We start from the raw sequence: 15034 nt of genomic DNA on the forward strand, positions 1-15034 counted from the left end.
GGCGGGCAGGATTTACGCCAGCCACGGCGGAAGTTTGTCGAGCCCGATCATCTCCTCGTAACCCGGGCGTGGCCGCACGAGCGCCCAGCGGTCGCCGTCGACGAGCGTCTCGGGGACGAGACGCCGCGTATTGTAGGTCGAGGACTGCGTCGCGCCATAGGCTCCCGCCGAGAACACGGCGAGCAGGTCGCCCTCGCGCGGCTCCTCGATCGTGCGCCCGAGCGCCAGATAGTCGCCGGTCTCGCACACCGGCCCCACCACGTCGGCGAAGATGCGCGCCGCGTCCTCGCGCGGGCGCACGGGAGCGATCTCGTGCCAGGCGTCATAGAGGGTGGGGCGGATCAGGTCGTTCATCGCCGCGTCGACGATGACGAAGGTCTTCGCCTCGCCGCGCTTCATGTAAAGCACGCGGGTCACCAGAATTCCGGCGTTGCCGACGATGAGGCGGCCGGGCTCGCAGACGATCTTCACGCCGAGGCCGCCGAGGCGGGCGCGCAGCACGCGGGCGTAGCGGTCGGGGTGGTAGCTCGCCGGGTCCTCGCCCTCGCGATAGGGGATGCCGAGGCCGCCGCCGACGTCGACATGGTCGATCGCATGGCCGTCGGCGCGCAGCGTCTGCACGAAGGAGGCGGCGAGCCGGAAGGCCGAATCGAAAGGATCGAGGTCGGTGATCTGCGAGCCGATGTGCAGGTCGAGGCCCGAAATCTCGATCCCCGGCAGGGCGGCGGCTTCCGCGTAGACCTGCCTCGCGCGCGAGATCGGCACGCCGAACTTGTTCTCGGCCTTGCCGGTCGAAATTTTGGCGTGTGTGCGCGCGTCGACGTCGGGATTGACGCGAATCGCGATCCGCGCGCGCGCGCCGCGCCCCGACGCGACCTCCGACAGGGCGAGGAGCTCAGGCTCGGATTCGACGTTGAAGCAGAAGATGCCGGCGTCGAGCGCGAAGGCCATCTCGGCCTTCGTCTTGCCCACTCCTGAAAAGGTGATCCGGTCCGGCGGGGCGCCGGCCTTCAGCGCGCGGCGCAACTCGCCCTCGGACACCACGTCCATGCCGGCGCCGAGGCGCGCGAGCGTCGCCAGCACGGCCTGGTTGGAGTTGGCCTTGACGGCGAAGCAGACGAGCGCGTCAAGGCCGTCGAGCGCGCCGGCGAACACCTTGTAATGACGCGTGAGGGTCGCGCTCGAATAGCAGTAGAACGGCGTTTCGACGCGCGCGGCGAGCGCTTCGAGATCGACGCCCTCGGCGTGGAGGACGCCGTCCTTCAGCGTGAAATGATGCATGGCGTCGGCGTCAGAGCAGGGGATCGAGGAAGAAGTTGCGCGCCGGCTTCTTGCCGGTCTGGCCGTTCGCGCCGGCGGCCGCGTCCGGGCGCAGGGACGAAGCGGAGGCGTCGTCGATCGGCGCGACGCCGGATGGAGTGGTCAGCGGCGCGTCGGTCACGCCTGGAGGCGGGGCGGCCGGAACGGCGGCGTCCGGCGCCTCGGGCGGACCGCGGCGTCCGCATCCCGTGAGCGCCGACGCGACGGCGAGGCAACCGAGCGCCGCGCCGACGCGCAAAACGGCGCGCGCGCGGCGCGGCAGGGCTGTGGGCTTCGTCAAGGCGGCGTCTCCGCGCTGAGCGCTACACCAAAACGCGGACGATGGGAAACGAATTGGGCCGGATGGGCAGGCCGGGCTTTGCGCGGGCTGGAGGCGACGCGCATAAAAAAGGCGGAGCGCGCCCATGCGCGATCCGCCTGACCCAGAAAGCCGGCCGCCGCTCAGTGCAGCAGCGACTTCACGTCCTCGATGCCCTTTTCGACGAGACGGTCGCCGAATTCGCCCTTCGACTTGTCCGCGAGGACGACGGCGGCGGCCTTCGTCGCGGCGTCGGCGGCGGCTGCGCGCACGTCGGCCATCGCCTGCGCCTCGGCCGTGGCGATCTTGTCCTGCGCCTGCTTGGTGCGGCGGGCGACGAATTCGGCGAGGCGGCTCGCGGCCTCCTTGCCGAGCCGCTCGGCCTCGGCGTGCGCCTGCGCGACGACGTTGGCCGCTTCGACCTCCGCGTCCTTGAGGCGCTGGGCGAAAGAGGCGAGCACGGCCTCCGCCTCGTCGCGCAGCCGCTTGGCTTCGTCGAGGTCGGCCTTGATCCGCTCGCCGCGCTTGTCGAGCGCGCCGGCCATCATCGTGTGAACGCCGAGATAGGCGAACAGGCCGACGAGCAGCAGGAACCCGAAGGCGACGAAGGCTTCTTCGTTCAGCATGGCTCTATCCCTCCGTCCTCACGCCTGAACCTTGGAGACCGCGGAGGCGATCGCGGCCTTGTCGGCGGGAGCGCCGGTGATGCGCTCGACGATCGCCGAGGCGGCGTCGGCGGCGACGGTTTCAACGTTCGCCATGGCGTTGGCCTTGGTCTCGAAGATCTGCTTTTCGGCCGCGTTGAGCTTGGCGGCGAGGTCCGATTCGAGCGAATGCCGCTTGGCGTCGTTCTCGGCGCTGATCTTGGCCTGGGTCTGCTGCGCGAGCGCCTGCGCCTTGGCCCGCGCGGCGGCGATGGTCTTCTCATGCTCAGCGGCGGCGGCCTCGGACTTCTCGCGGGCGAGATGGGCTTCCTTCAGGTCGCCGCTGATCTTGCCCTGGCGCGTCTCGAGGATGTCCTCGACGCGGGGCAGGGCGATCTTCTTGAGAAGATAGTAGAGCACGCCGAAGCTGATCGCGAGCCAGATCAGCGTCGAGGAGAAATTGGCCGAATCGAATGGCGGGAAGGCGTGGGCGCCATGGTCGATGTCGGCCGGCTCGACCGTGCCGCTGGTGAGCCCTTCATGTGTCGCCATCGTCAAATCCTGCGTCAAAACCTGCGTCAAATCCCGCGCCAAATCCTGCCCGGCGCGGCGGCGTCGTTCAAATGCGCCCGGCGCATGCGCCGGGCGCGGGCTCGAGAGCCTTTAAAGCACGAAGAGCAGAAGGATCGCCACGAGGAAGGCGAAGATGCCGAGACCTTCGGCGAGCGCCGCGCCGATGAAGGCGCGTCCGAACTGGGCGTCGGAGGCGGTCGGATTGCGCAGGGCGCCCGACAGGAAGTTGCCGAAGATGATGCCGACGCCGACGGCGGCGGCGCCCATGCCGATGGCGGCGAGGCCGGCGCCGATGAATTTAGCTGCTGCGGGATCCATTCAATACTCCTGGCTTGCTTGGAACGGGCGCTGATCTGTTGTTGGATGTTTATTCAGTGGCCCGGATGAATTGCGTCGTTCAGATAGACGCAAGTGAGGATGGCGAAGACGTAAGCCTGCAGGACGGCCACGAGGAGCTCGAAAGCGGTCAGCACGACGACGCCGGCCAGAGGAAGCGGCGCGATCACGGCGTAGGCGCCGGCGCCGAGCAGGGCGGCGACGAAGCCGCCAAGGACCTTCAGCGTGATGTGGCCGGCGAGCATGTTCGCGAACAGACGCACGGACAGGCTGATCGGGCGCGAGAGGAAGGAGATCACCTCGATCATGACGATGAAGGGAAGAAGCGCGGGCGTGACGCCCGACGGCACGAACAGGTCGAGGAAATGCCGGCCGTGGCGCAGGAAGCCGTAGACGAGCACCGTGCCGATGACGAGGGCGGCCAGCGCGAAGGTGACGACGATCTGGCTCGTCACCGTAAAGGCGTAGGGAATGAGGCCGATAAGGTTCGAGAACAGCACGAACAGGAAGATCGCGAAGACGAAGGGGAAGAACCGCATCCCCTCCTTGCCCGCCGACATGCGCACGGTGTTCGCGACGAATTCGTAGGTCATCTCCGCGGCGGACTGGAGCCGGCCGGGAATGAGCGAGCGCCTGGAGGTGCCGAGAATCATCAGCGCCGCCGAGGCCAGCACCACGATGGCCATGAAGAGCGAGGCGTTGGTGAAGGAGGCGTCGATCCCAAAGGGATGAAAGCTCACGATCGGCTCGATCTTGAACTGATGGATCGGATCCATTTTCTCTGCCACGCGGAAACCCCCGGCTTGACCTCTGACCAGCGCCTGTCTCAGGCGCCTCCGCCCGCCGTCACGTCAGGGGCCGAAGCCCTTGCGGTTGACGGCTATCCGATAGACGTTCCAAAAACCCGCCGCCGTCCCGAAAAGCAGGAAGACGATGAGCAGGACGGGCGACGTACCGACCCATTTGTCGATCTGCCACCCGAGCAGCGCGCCGACCGCGACCGCCGACACGAATTCCGCGAGGACGCGAAAGCCGAGGCTCATCGCCGTCCCGAACGACCTCGCCTGCGCCGCCGGGCCGTCGTCGTCCGGCGGCGGCGCATCTTTCGCCGCGCTGAGATCTGCCGACAGCCGATCGAGCCGCGACCGCAGCGCGGCCACTTCCCGATCCGCGGCGGCCTCAGCTTCGCCGCGACGAGGGTCCTCGCCCCGAGAGTCTCCGCGCTCGCCCATTTGCGCCGCACTCCTCCTGTTCAGGACTCGCTTCCACGCGGAAGCGATCTATAGGTCGACTCGACTGCGGAAATCGAGCGGAGACGGCCAGATCGGGAGACGAACGGAGAAGAGAATGCGGCGGCAGGTCAAGCTCTCGTGAGCCGGCGCAACATATGAGCGCCTCCTGCCCCTGTCAAGACCAAGACGAAGTCGATTAATACACTGATTTATAAGTAGAATTAGTTCGTCAGGCAAATCGACGCGGCGGCCCGCCGGACGACTCAGCCGACGTCGAGGAGCCGCTCGGCCTGCTCGAGATCGACGCAGACGAGCTGGCTGACGCCGCGCTCCGCCATGGTGACGCCGAAAAGCCGGTTCATGCGCGCCATGGTGATCGGGTTATGGGTGATGGCGACGAAGCGCGTCTGCGTCTTTTCCCGCATGCGCTCCAGAAGGTCGCAGAATCGCTCGACGTTGGCGTCGTCGAGCGGCGCGTCCACTTCGTCGAGCACGCAGATCGGCGATGGGTTGGTGAGGAAAATGGCGAAGATCAGCGACATCGCGGTCAGCGCCTGCTCCCCGCCGGAGAGAAGAGTCATCACCTGCGGCTTCTTGCCGGGCGGCCGGGCGATGATTTCGAGCCCCGCTTCGAGCGGATCCTCCGATTCGACGAGCTGAAGCTCGGCTGAGCCGCCGCCGAACAGGGTCGAGAACAGCTCCTTGAAATGCGCCTGCACCTGCTCGAAGGCGGCGAGCAGGCGCTCGCGGCCCTCCTTGTTCAGGCTGGCGATGGCCTGGCGCAGACGGCGGATCGCCTCGGTCAGGTCGGCGTGCTCGGCGGCGAGGCGGCTGCGCTCGCCCTCCGCCTCGCTCAACTCCTCCTCGGCGCGCAGATTGACCGCGCCGAGCCGCTCGCGGTCCTGCTTCAGGGTTTCGAGGCGCCGCTCGACCTCTGCGGCCGGCGGCGGCGCCGCCTCGCCCTCGCCCAGACGCGCAAGGCCGGGCAGATCGGCGGGCGCGCAGTCGAGCTCCGATTCGATATGGCGCAGAACGTCCTGCGCGCGGGCGATCGCCGCCTCGAGGCGGGCTTCCGCGCGGGCCTTGCGCTCGCGCGCGGCGCTCATCGCCTCAAGCGCCGCGCGCGCCGCCCGCTCGGCCTGGGCGAGCTCCGTTTCGGCCGCGGCGCGCCGGTCGGCGGCCTCCTTCTGCGCGGCCTCGGCCGCCTCGATCGCCGACAGGAGGTTGCGGCGCGCCATGAGGAAGGCGTCGGGCGCCTCGGCGAGCCGCTCGAATTCCTCGCGCGCTTCGCCGAGCCGCTCCTCGAGCGCCTCGATCTGGCCGCCGGAGCCGTCGCCGCGCGCGCGCCACGAGGCCTGCTCGCGGGCGACCGCCTCAAGGCGGCGCGCGCGTCCCTCGGCCTCGCCGGCGAGCGCCTGCAGCGCCGCGCGCGCCTCGCCGGCGACGGCCCGCTCGCGCGACGCGCGCAGGCGGCAAAGCTCGAGCCGCTCGGTCAGCGCCGCGGCGTCCTCGAGCTCGTCCAGCGCGGCCTGCGCCAGCGCGTAGGATTCGAGCCCCTCGGCGCGGGCCTCGGTGAGCCGCTCTTGCGTCTCCTCGAGAGCCAGAAGCCGCGCTGCGCCGGCCGCCTGCGTCCGCTCGGCGGCGCCATGGGCGGCGCGCGCCGCCTCGAGGTCGCGATGGGCGCCCTTGAGGGCGAGGCGCGCCTCGGATTCGGCGGCGCCGGCCGCCGCGAGCGCCGCTTCGGCGTCCTGCGCATATGAGCGCGTCTCCTCGGCGAGGTCTCGCGCGGCCTCCGCCTCGATCTGCAGGTCGCCGAGGCGATTCTTCTCGGCGAGGCGCCGCGCGGCGGGCGTCGGCGCCTCGGCCGCCTGCGCGAAGCCGTCCCAGCGCCATAGATCGCCTTCCTGCGAGACGAGGCGCTGGCCGGGTAGCAGAAGCGCCCGCAGCCGCGGGCCGTCGGCGCGCGCCACGAGGCCGATCTGGTTCAGCCGGCGGGCGAGGGCGGCGGGGCCGGTCACGAGCTCGGACAGCGGCTCGCAGCCCTCGGGCAGGGCGGGGTCTCCGCGCCGGTCCGTCTCCATCCAGTGCGCCGGCGCTGAGGGATTGGTCGAGGCGTCGAGGTCGTCGCCGAGCGCCGCGCCGAGCGCGGCCTCATAGCCGCGCGCGACGGCTATCTCCTCGGTGACCGGCGGCCAGAAATCGCCCGTGCGGCCGGTGAGCAGCTTGGCCAGCGTTTGCGCCTCGGTGGCGAGCTTCTGCGCCTTGCGCTCGGCCTCGAGCGCGCGCTGGCGCGCCTGCGCCTCGGCGGCCCTGGCCTCGACGCAAGCCGCCTCCCGTACGGAAATCTCCTCCTCCAGCGCGTCGGCGCGGGCCTGCGCGGCCTCCAGCGCCTCGCCGAGCGCGCCGGCCTCTCCGGCTTCGTCCGACTTTCGCGCCAGCGCCGCGCGCTCCTCGATGATCCGGGCGAGCTCGGCCTCGGCGCGGGCGAGGCGCTGGCGCTCGTCGCGCAGGCTCGCCTCGAGCGCGACCCGGCGCGCCTCGACGCCGGCGCGCCTCTCCTGCGCTTCGCTCAGCTCGGCCTCGACGACCGCGAGCGCCGCCTCCGCCTCGATCAGGCGGGCGCGCCCGTCCGCCTCCTGCGTCGCCTGCGTCTCGCCGGCGCCCTGAAGCGCGCGCGCCTCCTCCTCGAGGCGTTCGAGCGCGCCGGCGGCGTCGGCGACGAGGGCGCGCTCGCGCGCGAGGTCGCGCGACATCTCCTCGATGCGCCGCTTGAGCTCGCCGCCGCGCGCCTTCGCCCGGCGCTCCTCGCCGTCGAGCGTCTCGCGCGCGATGATCTGACGCTGCAGCTCGGCGGCGCAGGCGAGCTCGCCCTCGCGCAGCGCCGGCAGGGCGTGGGCGGCGAGCCCCTGCGCGCGCGCCGCCTCGCCCTGCGCGCGCGTCGTCTCCTCGACCTCGGCGCCCGCCTGCGCGAGGCTCGCCTGCGCGTCGGCCAGCGTCGCCTGCGCCTCATTGTGCTGGATGAGGGCGAGCAGCGCCTCGGCGCGGCGGATCTGGCCGGCGAGGTCGCGATAGCGCGCCGCCTGGCGCGCCTGCCGCTCGAGCCCTTTCGCACGGCCGTCGATCTGCTGGAGAATATCCTCGAGCCGCAGCAGGTTCTCGGACGCCGCCTTCAGCCGCAGCTCCGCCTCGTGCCGGCGCGAGTGCAGGCCGGCGACGCCGGCGGCCTCCTCGAGGATGCGCCGGCGCTCCTGCGGCTTCGCCGAGATCATCTCGCCGATCTGGCCCTGCCGCACCATGGCGGGGGAGCGCGAGCCCGAAGAGGCGTCGGCGAACAGGAGCTGCACGTCGCGCGCGCGCGTCTCGCGGCCGTTGACGCGGTAGGTCGAGCCCTGCTCGCGCTCGATGCGGCGCGAGACCTCGAGCACGTCGGCGTCGTTGAACGCCGCCGGCGCGGCCCGCGCGCCATTGTCGAGGACCAGCGTGACCTCGGCCATGTTGCGCGAGGGGCGCCCGCCGCTTCCTGAGAAGATCACGTCGTCCATGCCGGAGGCGCGCATGCTGCGCGAGGACGTCTCGCCCATCACCCAGCGCATCGCCTCGACGAGGTTCGACTTGCCGCAGCCATTCGGCCCGATGATCCCGGTGAGGCCCGGCTCGATCAGGAATTCGGTCGGATCGACGAAAGTCTTGAAACCGGCGATGCGCAGCTTGGTGAATTTCATCGAAACTCCGCAGGCGCGTTCGGGCGCGGCGATGGTCGGACGATCCTGCGAAGATTTCGTTAACGAAAATGAGCCCGGGCGCAAGCGCCCGTCCGACGGCCCGCGTCGCGGCCCGGCTCTGGTTCGGCGCGCTCAGTCCTCCTCTACGGCGCGAAACAGCGCCTCGGCGAAATCCTCGGCCGGAACGAGGCCAGGGAGCGTCTCCCTGCCGGCGATGATGAAGCGCGGAGCGGCGTCGACCCCGAGCGAGCGGAAGCCCGACAGCTCCTGACGCAGCGGCTCCACATCGTCGCCGAGCCTGAGGAAGGCTTCGGCGAGCTCGGGATCGACGCCGCAATGCGCGCCGAGCGTGAGCAGGATGGCGCGGTCGCCGATGTCGCGCCCCTCCGTGAAGAACGCCATGAACATCGCCTCGATCAACTGCATCTCGACGCCGAAATTGCGCGCGTAGCGGATCAGCCGATGCGCTTCGAAGGTGTTCGGCTGGCGACGAATGCGGTCGAAAGCGAACTTCAGGCCGAACTCGTTGGCCTCCGCCTGCATGTCCTGCAGCGCCTCGCGCGCCTGGTTCTCCGATCCCCAGCGCTCGATGAGATACGTCGCGCGGTCGACGCCGCTGGCGGGTAGCCCCGGATCGATCTGGAAAGGCCGCCAGCGGACTTCGACGGAAAGGCCCGGCACCGACCGCACGACCGAATCGATGAGGCGCAAGCCGATGAAGCAACGCGCGCTGGCGACGTCGCCGATGAAGTCGATGGGGATCGGGGGCGGCGGGGCCGCCTGCACGCCGCTCACCGGAGCGCGTCGAAGGAGGGCCGACGCCCGGGCCGGACGGGACGCGACAGGCGGATTCGAGGCGATGCGAAACTCGGAAATCTCATGACGCGACAAAAATCCAGACTAGCCGGCGCCGGCCGCCGCGCTGCGAAAAGGCTATATGCAGCCGCCGCAACCGATCAAGCCCCTCCTTTGGCGACGGCGCAACCATAGATGCGTCAGGGTCCGTCGGCGCGGCGCTCCGAAGCCTTGCGCGACCACAGGTCGAGCGTCGCGCTTCCGGTCGGCGAGCCATAGGCCGGCCGGCCGGCCGGCGGCGAGAGCGCGTTCGAGAACGCCGTCCACTGCTGCGAGGCGTGGAACAGCGGTACGATGTAGAAGCCCGAGAGAAGGACGCGGTCGTAGGCCCGCACGGCGGCGACGAACTCCTCGCGCGAGCGCGCCTTCAGCATGGCGTCGATCAGCGCGTCGACGGCCGGCGACTTGACGCCCGCGAGGTTGAAGGAGGCCTCTTGGTCCGCGCTTTTCGAGCCCCAGCGCGAGCGCTGCTCGTTGCCCGGGGAAGGCGAGGCGAGCCAGCTTCCGATCATCATGTCGAAGTCGAACTTCTGGCGGCGGCGCTGGTACTGCACCTCGTCGACGAGCCGCACGCGGGCGGCGACGCCGAGGCGGGCGAGGGATTCCGCGTAATTGAGCGCGAGGCGCTCCTGATTGCGGTCCTTGACCATGATCTCGAAGGCGAACGGCTCGCCGTCCTTCACGAGGCGGCCGTCCTCGATGCGCCAGCCGGCCTCCGAAAGAAGGGCGAGGGCGCGCCGCAGATTGGCTCGGTCCTGGCCCGAGCCGTCCGTGACCGGCGGCGCCCATTTTCCTTCGAGGACGTCGGCGCGCACGGCGCCGGGGAACGGCTCGAGCAGGGCGCGTTCGGCCTCGCTCGCCGGCCGCCCCGTCGAGGCGAGCTCGGAATCGTCGAAGAAGCTTTTCGTGCGCGTGAACAGACCGCTGTAGAGGTTGGCGTTGATCCATTCGAAGTCGAAGGCGAGCATGAGGGCTTCGCGCAGCCGCGGATCGTCGAACAGCGGCCGGCGCAGGTTGAAGACGAAGCCTTCCATGCCCTTGGGGCCGCCGATCGGCAGCGCCGCGCGCTTCATCCGCCCGTCGCGCATGGCCGGGAAATCATAGGCGCGCGTCCAGCGCTGCGGGCTCGTCTCCTCGCGGAAGTCGAGCAGGCCGGCGGCGAAGGCCTCGAACAGGCTGTTGGCGTCGCGGAAATACTGGATGTCGATCTCGTCGAAATTGTACATTCCGCGCCGGGCCGGCTTGTCCTTCGCCCAATAGTCCGGGTTGCGCTTGAGGATCAGCCGCTCGCCGGGCCTGACCTCGGCGACGCGGTAGGGGCCCGAGCCGAGCGGGGGCGCGAGCGAGGGATCGTCGAACTTGTCGAGGTCGGTCGCGTGGCGCGCGAGCACCGGCATCAGGGCGAGGGTGAGCGGCAGTTCGCGGTCGGCCCCGTCGCCGAGGTCGTAACGGATCGTATGGGCGTCGGGCGTCGATGCGGACTTGACGAGGGAATAGGCGGCGCGATGCTGCGGACGCCCGCGCGTCTTCAGGAGCTCGAAGGTCCAGCGCACGTCCTCCGACGTGATCGGGCGCCCGTCCGAGAAGCGCGCGTCGGGATCGAGCCGGAAGACCACATAGGTGCGGTCGGGATCGGTCTCGACGCTCTTCGCGACAAGGCCGTAAAGCGTGAAGGGCTCGTCGAGCGAGCGGGTCATCAGCGGCTCGAAGACGTTGCCGTTGAGCCCCTGCGCCGTCGATCCCGCCTTGAGGTTGAACGGATTGAGGCTGTCGAAGGCGCCGAGGAAACCGATGGCGAGACGCCCGCCTTTCCTCGCCTGCGGGTCGGCGTAGGGAAGATGGTCGAAATCGTCGGGCAGCGCCGGCTCGCCGTGCATGGCGATCGCCCCTCTCGGCGCGGCGCCGGCCTGCGCCCCGCCTTGCGCGCGCGCCGCGCCGGCGGCGAGCAGCGCCACGGCGAGAAGGATGGCGAGAACGGCGAAGGCGTCGCGCGCGCGCAGGGCGGGCGGGCGACGGTCCTTCGCGGCGGCGTGCGTCATGGTCGGCTCCTTGGCGCGTCCGGCGCCCGATCCCGCGGGCCTCGACGCTGCGGGCTTGCCAGTTGCGCACATGTTGGTTAACCCCTTCGCCGTCGCGGCGGAAGTCCGACGCTACGGCGACGAACTGGCCGCCGCGCCATTTGATCGGCGCGGCCGAGAGCGGCGGCCTCGAGAGGCGGCCGGCGGACCGATGAAGTGAAAGGGATTTTGATGTCTTTCTCGTTGAAGCGCGCCGGCGCGGCGGGTCTCGCCGGCGTCCTCCTTTTCGCCGCGCCCGCAGCCTTCGCGCAGCAGAAGAAGCCGGCCGCGCCTGCTCCGGCCGCGTCGCCCGCTCCGGCGCCCGCCGAGCAGTCCCAGCCGGGCTCGCCCGCGCCGCAGCCGGCTCCGCAGCAGGGCCCGTTCCGCGTCGAGCTGCTGCCGACCCAGAACGACTGGACCAAGGTGTGCGGCAAGGACCCCGCCGCCGGCAAGGAAATCTGCTACACGACGCGCGATTTCAGCCAGCAGAAGGACCAGCCGCCGGTGCTGGCGCTCGCCGTCTATGACGTGAAGGGCGAGGATGTGCGCATCGTGCGCATGCTGATGCCGGTCGGCCTGATGCTGCGGCCGGGCTTCCGCTTCGCCATCGACAAGGGCGCGACGCAGGAAGGCGCCTTCGAGATCTGCTTCCCGAACGGCTGCTTCGCCGAGGCGAAGGTCAAGGGGGCGACCATCGCCGAGATGAAGAAGGGGACGACGCTCAGCGTCGACGTCAAGAATCAGGCCAACAATCTCGTGACCTTCGGCGTGCCGCTCGCCGGCTTCGGCAAGGCCTTCGACGGCCCGCCCGTCGATCCGAAGGTGCTCGAGGAGCAGCAGAAGAAGCTGCAGGCCGAGCTGCAGAAGCGCGCCGAGGACGAGCGCAAGAAGCTCGAGGACCAGAAGGGCGCGGCGCCTGCGGCTCCGGCCGCTCCCGCGGCCCCCGCCGCCAAGCCGTAGTATTTGGAAAACCAGCCTATGACGTCGACGCTCTTTCGGCGTCATAGGGTAGGTTCGCGAATTTTTCTAGTTGAACGGATTTGAGATATTGCTCTCTTTTGTCAAGAAGCTCTCTCGCTAACTTGAAATCGTAAAAGTCGATGTATTTATTTAAATTTATTACAAGCTCTCGGCTGACATGACTCTTTTTACCTGAAATTAAATCGAGAATGTAGCAAATTTGTGAGTCAATTAAACTATAAGGAATATCACATGATTTACTTAAAAATTGGAATTGCCCAATTCTTGTGAGGAGCCAATCGAAATCGTCTCTCACCGCGGCCTCTGGCCCCTCAAATCGCTCACTGTCATGTATCCTCAAGGCTTTTGATACTATAACGAATCGTCCATTTGCAATGTAGTCATTTTCAAGATTATTTATTTCCCTCTCAAAATCGTGCAAATTGTTGAATGTTGCTGTGTCTTGAATACAAAGAATTGGATTGTTATCATATGATGGGAACCGTATTTTTCTCAAATACCAATCCAGCATCACAGTCGTTCTCTCGATCGTCTCGTCGCTGAAAAAATCCTTCATTTGGTTGGCGACAAATTCGTACTCTTTCCATATCTTTTGTTTCTCCGCCGCGTTTTGCGCAACGCGTAATTGATTATAAATAAATATAAAACCTAGCAACGTGAGGGACGGTGCTAGGAAAAGCTTTAAAAATTCAACGAAATCCATTGTATTATTACCTTTATTTTTGATACAATACTGAAGTGTTATTGCATTTTACGCCCGCCCCTTGAGCTCCACCGCGAACTTGATCAGCGCCGGGCTGGTGCCGATGCCGAGCTTCTGCTTGACCGTCGAGACGATGTTCGCGGCGGTCTTGTAGCCGATCGCCAGCGCGGTCGAGATCTCCGTCAGGCTCTTGCCCTCGCCGAGCAGGGTGACGACCTGCTTCTCGCGCTCGCTCAGGGCGCGCAGCGGGTCCTCGGGCTGCTCGAAATTGGCCAGCGCCAGATTCTGCGCCACCGACTGGCCGAGATAGACCGCTCCGGCGAGCGCCTTGTCGATCGCCTGCAAAATGGCGTTCGGATCGTCGTTCTTGGTCACGTAGCCGCGCGCGCCGCGCTCCAGCGCCCGCGTCACGAAGCTCGCCGCCTCATACATGCTGAAGATGACGATGCGCGCGTCCGGATTGTCGCGCTTGAGCTCCGGCATGGCGTCGAGCCCCGAGCCGTCCGGCAGCTCGAGGTCGAGGATGATCACGTCGGGCATGAAGCTGCGGTTGGCGGAAAGGCCCGCCTGCGTCGTCGACGCCTCCATCGATTCGAAGTCCGGCCTGCGGGCGAGGATGCGCAGGCATCCGTCGCGCACGATCGGATGATCCTCGATCAGCAGGATTTTGGTGCGGCCGGTCATGGCGATGCCTCTTGCGCGTTATGGTCGTCGTGAACCGCGGCGGCGCCGTTCGGCTCGGCTGGCGTGGGCGAGTGATCGGGAGGTTCGGCCCGCTCGACGGGAATGAACGCCTCGACGCGCATGCCGCCGAAAGCGCTGCGGCCGATGACGAGGCGCCCGTCGAGCTTGCGCGCGCGCTCGCCCATGCCGAGCAGGCCGAAGCCCGAGCGCAGCTCCGGCGGCGGCCCCTCGCCGTCGTCCTCCACGGCGATGCGCATCTCCTCCCCGCGCGGCGAGGCGGCCACGTCGAGGACGACGCGCGCGCGCGTCGCGCCGGAATGGCGGGCGACGTTGGTGAGGCCCTCCTGCGCGACGCGGTAGGCGGTGAGGCTCGCCTCCTCGTCGAAGCGGCGCGCGGCGGCGACGGGGGCGATCTCGACGGCGCAGGCGATGTCATGGCCCTGGGCGCGAAACGTCTCGACGAGCTGGCGCAGCGCCTCGGCGAGGCCCATCTGGCGCAGCACCATCGGCCGGATGCGTTCGAGAATGCGGTAGTTCTGTTTCTGAATGGCGTCGGCGAGCGCCGAGACGCTGCGCGCGCGCTCGACGATCTCGCGCTTTTGCGCCGGCCCGACGGTCTTTTCCGAGGCGGCCTCGACGATGCAGGAGGCGGCCGCCCTGATGCCGAACAGCGAGGCGCCGAATTCGTCGTGCAGGTCGCGGGCGAGCTCCTTGCGCTCGGCCTCCTGCACCGACATCAACCGGTCGATCAGGAGGCGGTTGTCGGCCTGCGAGCGGGCGAGCGTCGCGCTGAGCCGATTGAAATGCGCGCCGATGGCTGCGAGCTCGGCGACCTCGACGTCGGGCAGGGGGGCGAATTCGCCCCGTCCCAGGCTGTCGAGCCCCTCGACGAGCTGGCGCAGCGGCCGCAGCGTGTGGCGCGCGGTCATGATGATGAGGCTGACGATGGCGAGCGACAGAAGCCCCAGCAGGGCGACGAGAAAGACGAGCCCGGACCAGATCTCGGCCGCCTCGTCGGCCGCCTCGGCCTTCATCACGATCTCGCCGCGCCGCGCGCCCGCGACGAGGATGGGATAGCTCTTGGCCATCTCGGGCGGGCGCAGCAGCGCGGTGAACCAGCCGGGCGCGCCGGCGGCTTCGCGCGCGGCGGCCGGCCCCGGCGCCTCGGCGTCCGGCGCGACGAAGGCGACGCGGATATGCCGGACCTGGGCCAGCGCTTCGGCGAGGCGCGCCGTCGCCGCCTTCTGCGCGGCCGGATCGGCGGCGGCGAGGTCGTCGAGGGCGTAGCGGATCAGATGGTCTCCGAGCGCGAAGCCGGACGCCATCTCGGAGGCGATGCGCGCGCGCGCGCCGGCGAGCGTCGCGGCGACGGCGGCGAGGATGCCGAACGCGAGAATCGCCGCGGGGATCAGCACGAGCCGCGTCAGGATCGAGTTTCGCGCCGCGCGCCGCGCCATGCCGCCTGTCCCGCCCGCCGGGACGGCGGGGTGTCTTCTAGATAGTGGGTTATATAGACGCACGACCGGCCCGGACGGAAGGCGCCGCGGCGCCCCCCGACCGGGACTTGACGACGCGAACCCCGATAGCCCATTTAACCCGCGCCGGCGCAGGGCCTGCGGCGGCCGCATT

At 68.8% G+C, this 15034-nt stretch carries 14 protein-coding genes; 1 reads left to right on the forward strand and 13 read right to left on the reverse strand.

Annotated elements, in window-relative coordinates; translation table 11 throughout:
* Nucleotides 1-12: 12 nt before the first annotated feature.
* The 10 genes from lysA to ACE3OG_RS04610 all read right to left on the reverse strand — a co-directional run bounded on the left by lysA (nt 13) and on the right by ACE3OG_RS04610 (nt 11019).
* Nucleotides 13-1281 carry a diaminopimelate decarboxylase gene (gene lysA, locus ACE3OG_RS04565; protein WP_374306344.1) on the reverse strand — a complete coding sequence of 423 codons (1269 nt, stop codon included), beginning with the start codon at nt 1279-1281 and terminating at the stop codon, nt 13-15.
* 10 nt (nt 1282-1291) lie between these two features.
* A complete protein-coding gene (locus ACE3OG_RS04570; protein ID WP_374306345.1) occupies nt 1292-1600 on the reverse strand; it encodes a lipoprotein in 309 nt (102 codons plus the stop codon).
* 161 nt (nt 1601-1761) lie between these two features.
* Nucleotides 1762-2244: an ATP F0F1 synthase subunit B gene (locus ACE3OG_RS04575; protein ID WP_374306346.1), complete on the reverse strand. Its 483-nt coding sequence runs from the start codon at nt 2242-2244 to the stop codon at nt 1762-1764.
* Between the two features lie 18 nt (nt 2245-2262).
* Nucleotides 2263-2814, reverse strand: a complete 552-nt coding sequence (locus ACE3OG_RS04580) for a F0F1 ATP synthase subunit B' (RefSeq protein WP_374306347.1) — start codon at nt 2812-2814, stop codon at nt 2263-2265.
* 111 nt (nt 2815-2925) lie between these two features.
* Nucleotides 2926-3153 carry a F0F1 ATP synthase subunit C gene (locus tag ACE3OG_RS04585; protein ID WP_374306348.1) on the reverse strand — a complete coding sequence of 76 codons (228 nt, stop codon included), beginning with the start codon at nt 3151-3153 and terminating at the stop codon, nt 2926-2928.
* Between the two features lie 53 nt (nt 3154-3206).
* Nucleotides 3207-3947 carry a F0F1 ATP synthase subunit A gene (locus ACE3OG_RS04590; RefSeq protein ID WP_374306349.1) on the reverse strand — a complete coding sequence of 247 codons (741 nt, stop codon included), beginning with the start codon at nt 3945-3947 and terminating at the stop codon, nt 3207-3209.
* A 75-nt stretch (nt 3948-4022) separates the two neighbouring features.
* A complete protein-coding gene (locus tag ACE3OG_RS04595) occupies nt 4023-4331 on the reverse strand; it encodes an AtpZ/AtpI family protein (RefSeq protein WP_374306350.1) in 309 nt (102 codons plus the stop codon).
* A gap of 335 nt (nt 4332-4666) precedes the next feature.
* The gene (locus tag ACE3OG_RS04600) at nt 4667-8125 is read right to left on the reverse strand and encodes a chromosome segregation SMC family protein (protein ID WP_374306351.1); all 3459 of its coding nucleotides are present in this window, start codon (nt 8123-8125) and stop codon (nt 4667-4669) included.
* 132 nt (nt 8126-8257) lie between these two features.
* The gene (locus tag ACE3OG_RS04605; protein ID WP_374306352.1) at nt 8258-8920 is read right to left on the reverse strand and encodes a DsbA family protein; all 663 of its coding nucleotides are present in this window, start codon (nt 8918-8920) and stop codon (nt 8258-8260) included.
* 200 nt (nt 8921-9120) lie between these two features.
* Nucleotides 9121-11019, reverse strand: coding sequence for an extracellular solute-binding protein (locus ACE3OG_RS04610; protein ID WP_374306353.1), 1899 nt, complete (start codon nt 11017-11019; stop codon nt 9121-9123).
* 210 nt (nt 11020-11229) lie between these two features.
* Here ACE3OG_RS04610 and ACE3OG_RS04615 point away from each other — a divergent pair, with 210 nt between their 5' ends.
* The gene (locus ACE3OG_RS04615; RefSeq protein WP_374306354.1) at nt 11230-11997 is read left to right on the forward strand and encodes an invasion associated locus B family protein; all 768 of its coding nucleotides are present in this window, start codon (nt 11230-11232) and stop codon (nt 11995-11997) included.
* Nucleotides 11998-12013: 16 nt separating this feature from the next.
* Here ACE3OG_RS04615 and ACE3OG_RS04620 read toward each other — a convergent pair whose 3' ends face one another.
* From ACE3OG_RS04620 to ACE3OG_RS04630, 3 genes are read right to left on the reverse strand one after another with little or no spacing between them, the layout of a single operon-like run.
* On the reverse strand, nt 12014-12721 hold the full coding sequence (locus tag ACE3OG_RS04620) for a hypothetical protein (protein ID WP_374306355.1): 708 nt from the start codon (nt 12719-12721) through the stop codon (nt 12014-12016).
* 48 nt (nt 12722-12769) lie between these two features.
* Nucleotides 12770-13405 (reverse strand): response regulator, encoded by a 636-nt coding sequence (locus tag ACE3OG_RS04625; protein WP_374306356.1) that lies wholly within the window; start codon nt 13403-13405, stop codon nt 12770-12772.
* Entirely contained in the window at nt 13402-14862 is a 1461-nt protein-coding gene (locus ACE3OG_RS04630; protein WP_374306358.1) for a histidine kinase, read from the reverse strand. Before ACE3OG_RS04630 ends, ACE3OG_RS04625 begins: the two co-directional genes overlap by 4 nt.
* Between the last annotated feature and the right edge of the window lie 172 nt (nt 14863-15034).

The organism is Methylocella sp. (genome assembly GCF_041905455.1).
Lineage (GTDB): Bacteria > Pseudomonadota > Alphaproteobacteria > Rhizobiales > Beijerinckiaceae > Methylocapsa.

What these genes read in the sequence shown, in the direction of transcription:
- lysA (WP_374306344.1), bottom strand. Translation starts at nt 1,281, where the DNA reads ATGCATCATTTCACGCTGAAGGACGGCGTCCTCCACGCCGAGGGCGTC.
- ACE3OG_RS04575 (WP_374306346.1), bottom strand. Translation starts at nt 2,244, where the DNA reads ATGCTGAACGAAGAAGCCTTCGTCGCCTTCGGGTTCCTGCTGCTCGTC.
- ACE3OG_RS04580 (WP_374306347.1), bottom strand. Translation starts at nt 2,814, where the DNA reads ATGGCGACACATGAAGGGCTCACCAGCGGCACGGTCGAGCCGGCCGAC.
- ACE3OG_RS04585 (WP_374306348.1), bottom strand. Translation starts at nt 3,153, where the DNA reads ATGGATCCCGCAGCAGCTAAATTCATCGGCGCCGGCCTCGCCGCCATC.
- ACE3OG_RS04590 (WP_374306349.1), bottom strand. Translation starts at nt 3,947, where the DNA reads ATGGATCCGATCCATCAGTTCAAGATCGAGCCGATCGTGAGCTTTCAT.
- ACE3OG_RS04600 (WP_374306351.1), bottom strand. Translation starts at nt 8,125, where the DNA reads ATGAAATTCACCAAGCTGCGCATCGCCGGTTTCAAGACTTTCGTCGAT.
- ACE3OG_RS04610 (WP_374306353.1), bottom strand. Translation starts at nt 11,019, where the DNA reads ATGACGCACGCCGCCGCGAAGGACCGTCGCCCGCCCGCCCTGCGCGCG.
- ACE3OG_RS04615 (WP_374306354.1), top strand. Translation starts at nt 11,230, where the DNA reads ATGTCTTTCTCGTTGAAGCGCGCCGGCGCGGCGGGTCTCGCCGGCGTC.
- ACE3OG_RS04620 (WP_374306355.1), bottom strand. Translation starts at nt 12,721, where the DNA reads ATGGATTTCGTTGAATTTTTAAAGCTTTTCCTAGCACCGTCCCTCACG.
- ACE3OG_RS04625 (WP_374306356.1), bottom strand. Translation starts at nt 13,405, where the DNA reads ATGACCGGCCGCACCAAAATCCTGCTGATCGAGGATCATCCGATCGTG.
- ACE3OG_RS04630 (WP_374306358.1), bottom strand. Translation starts at nt 14,862, where the DNA reads ATGGCGCGGCGCGCGGCGCGAAACTCGATCCTGACGCGGCTCGTGCTG.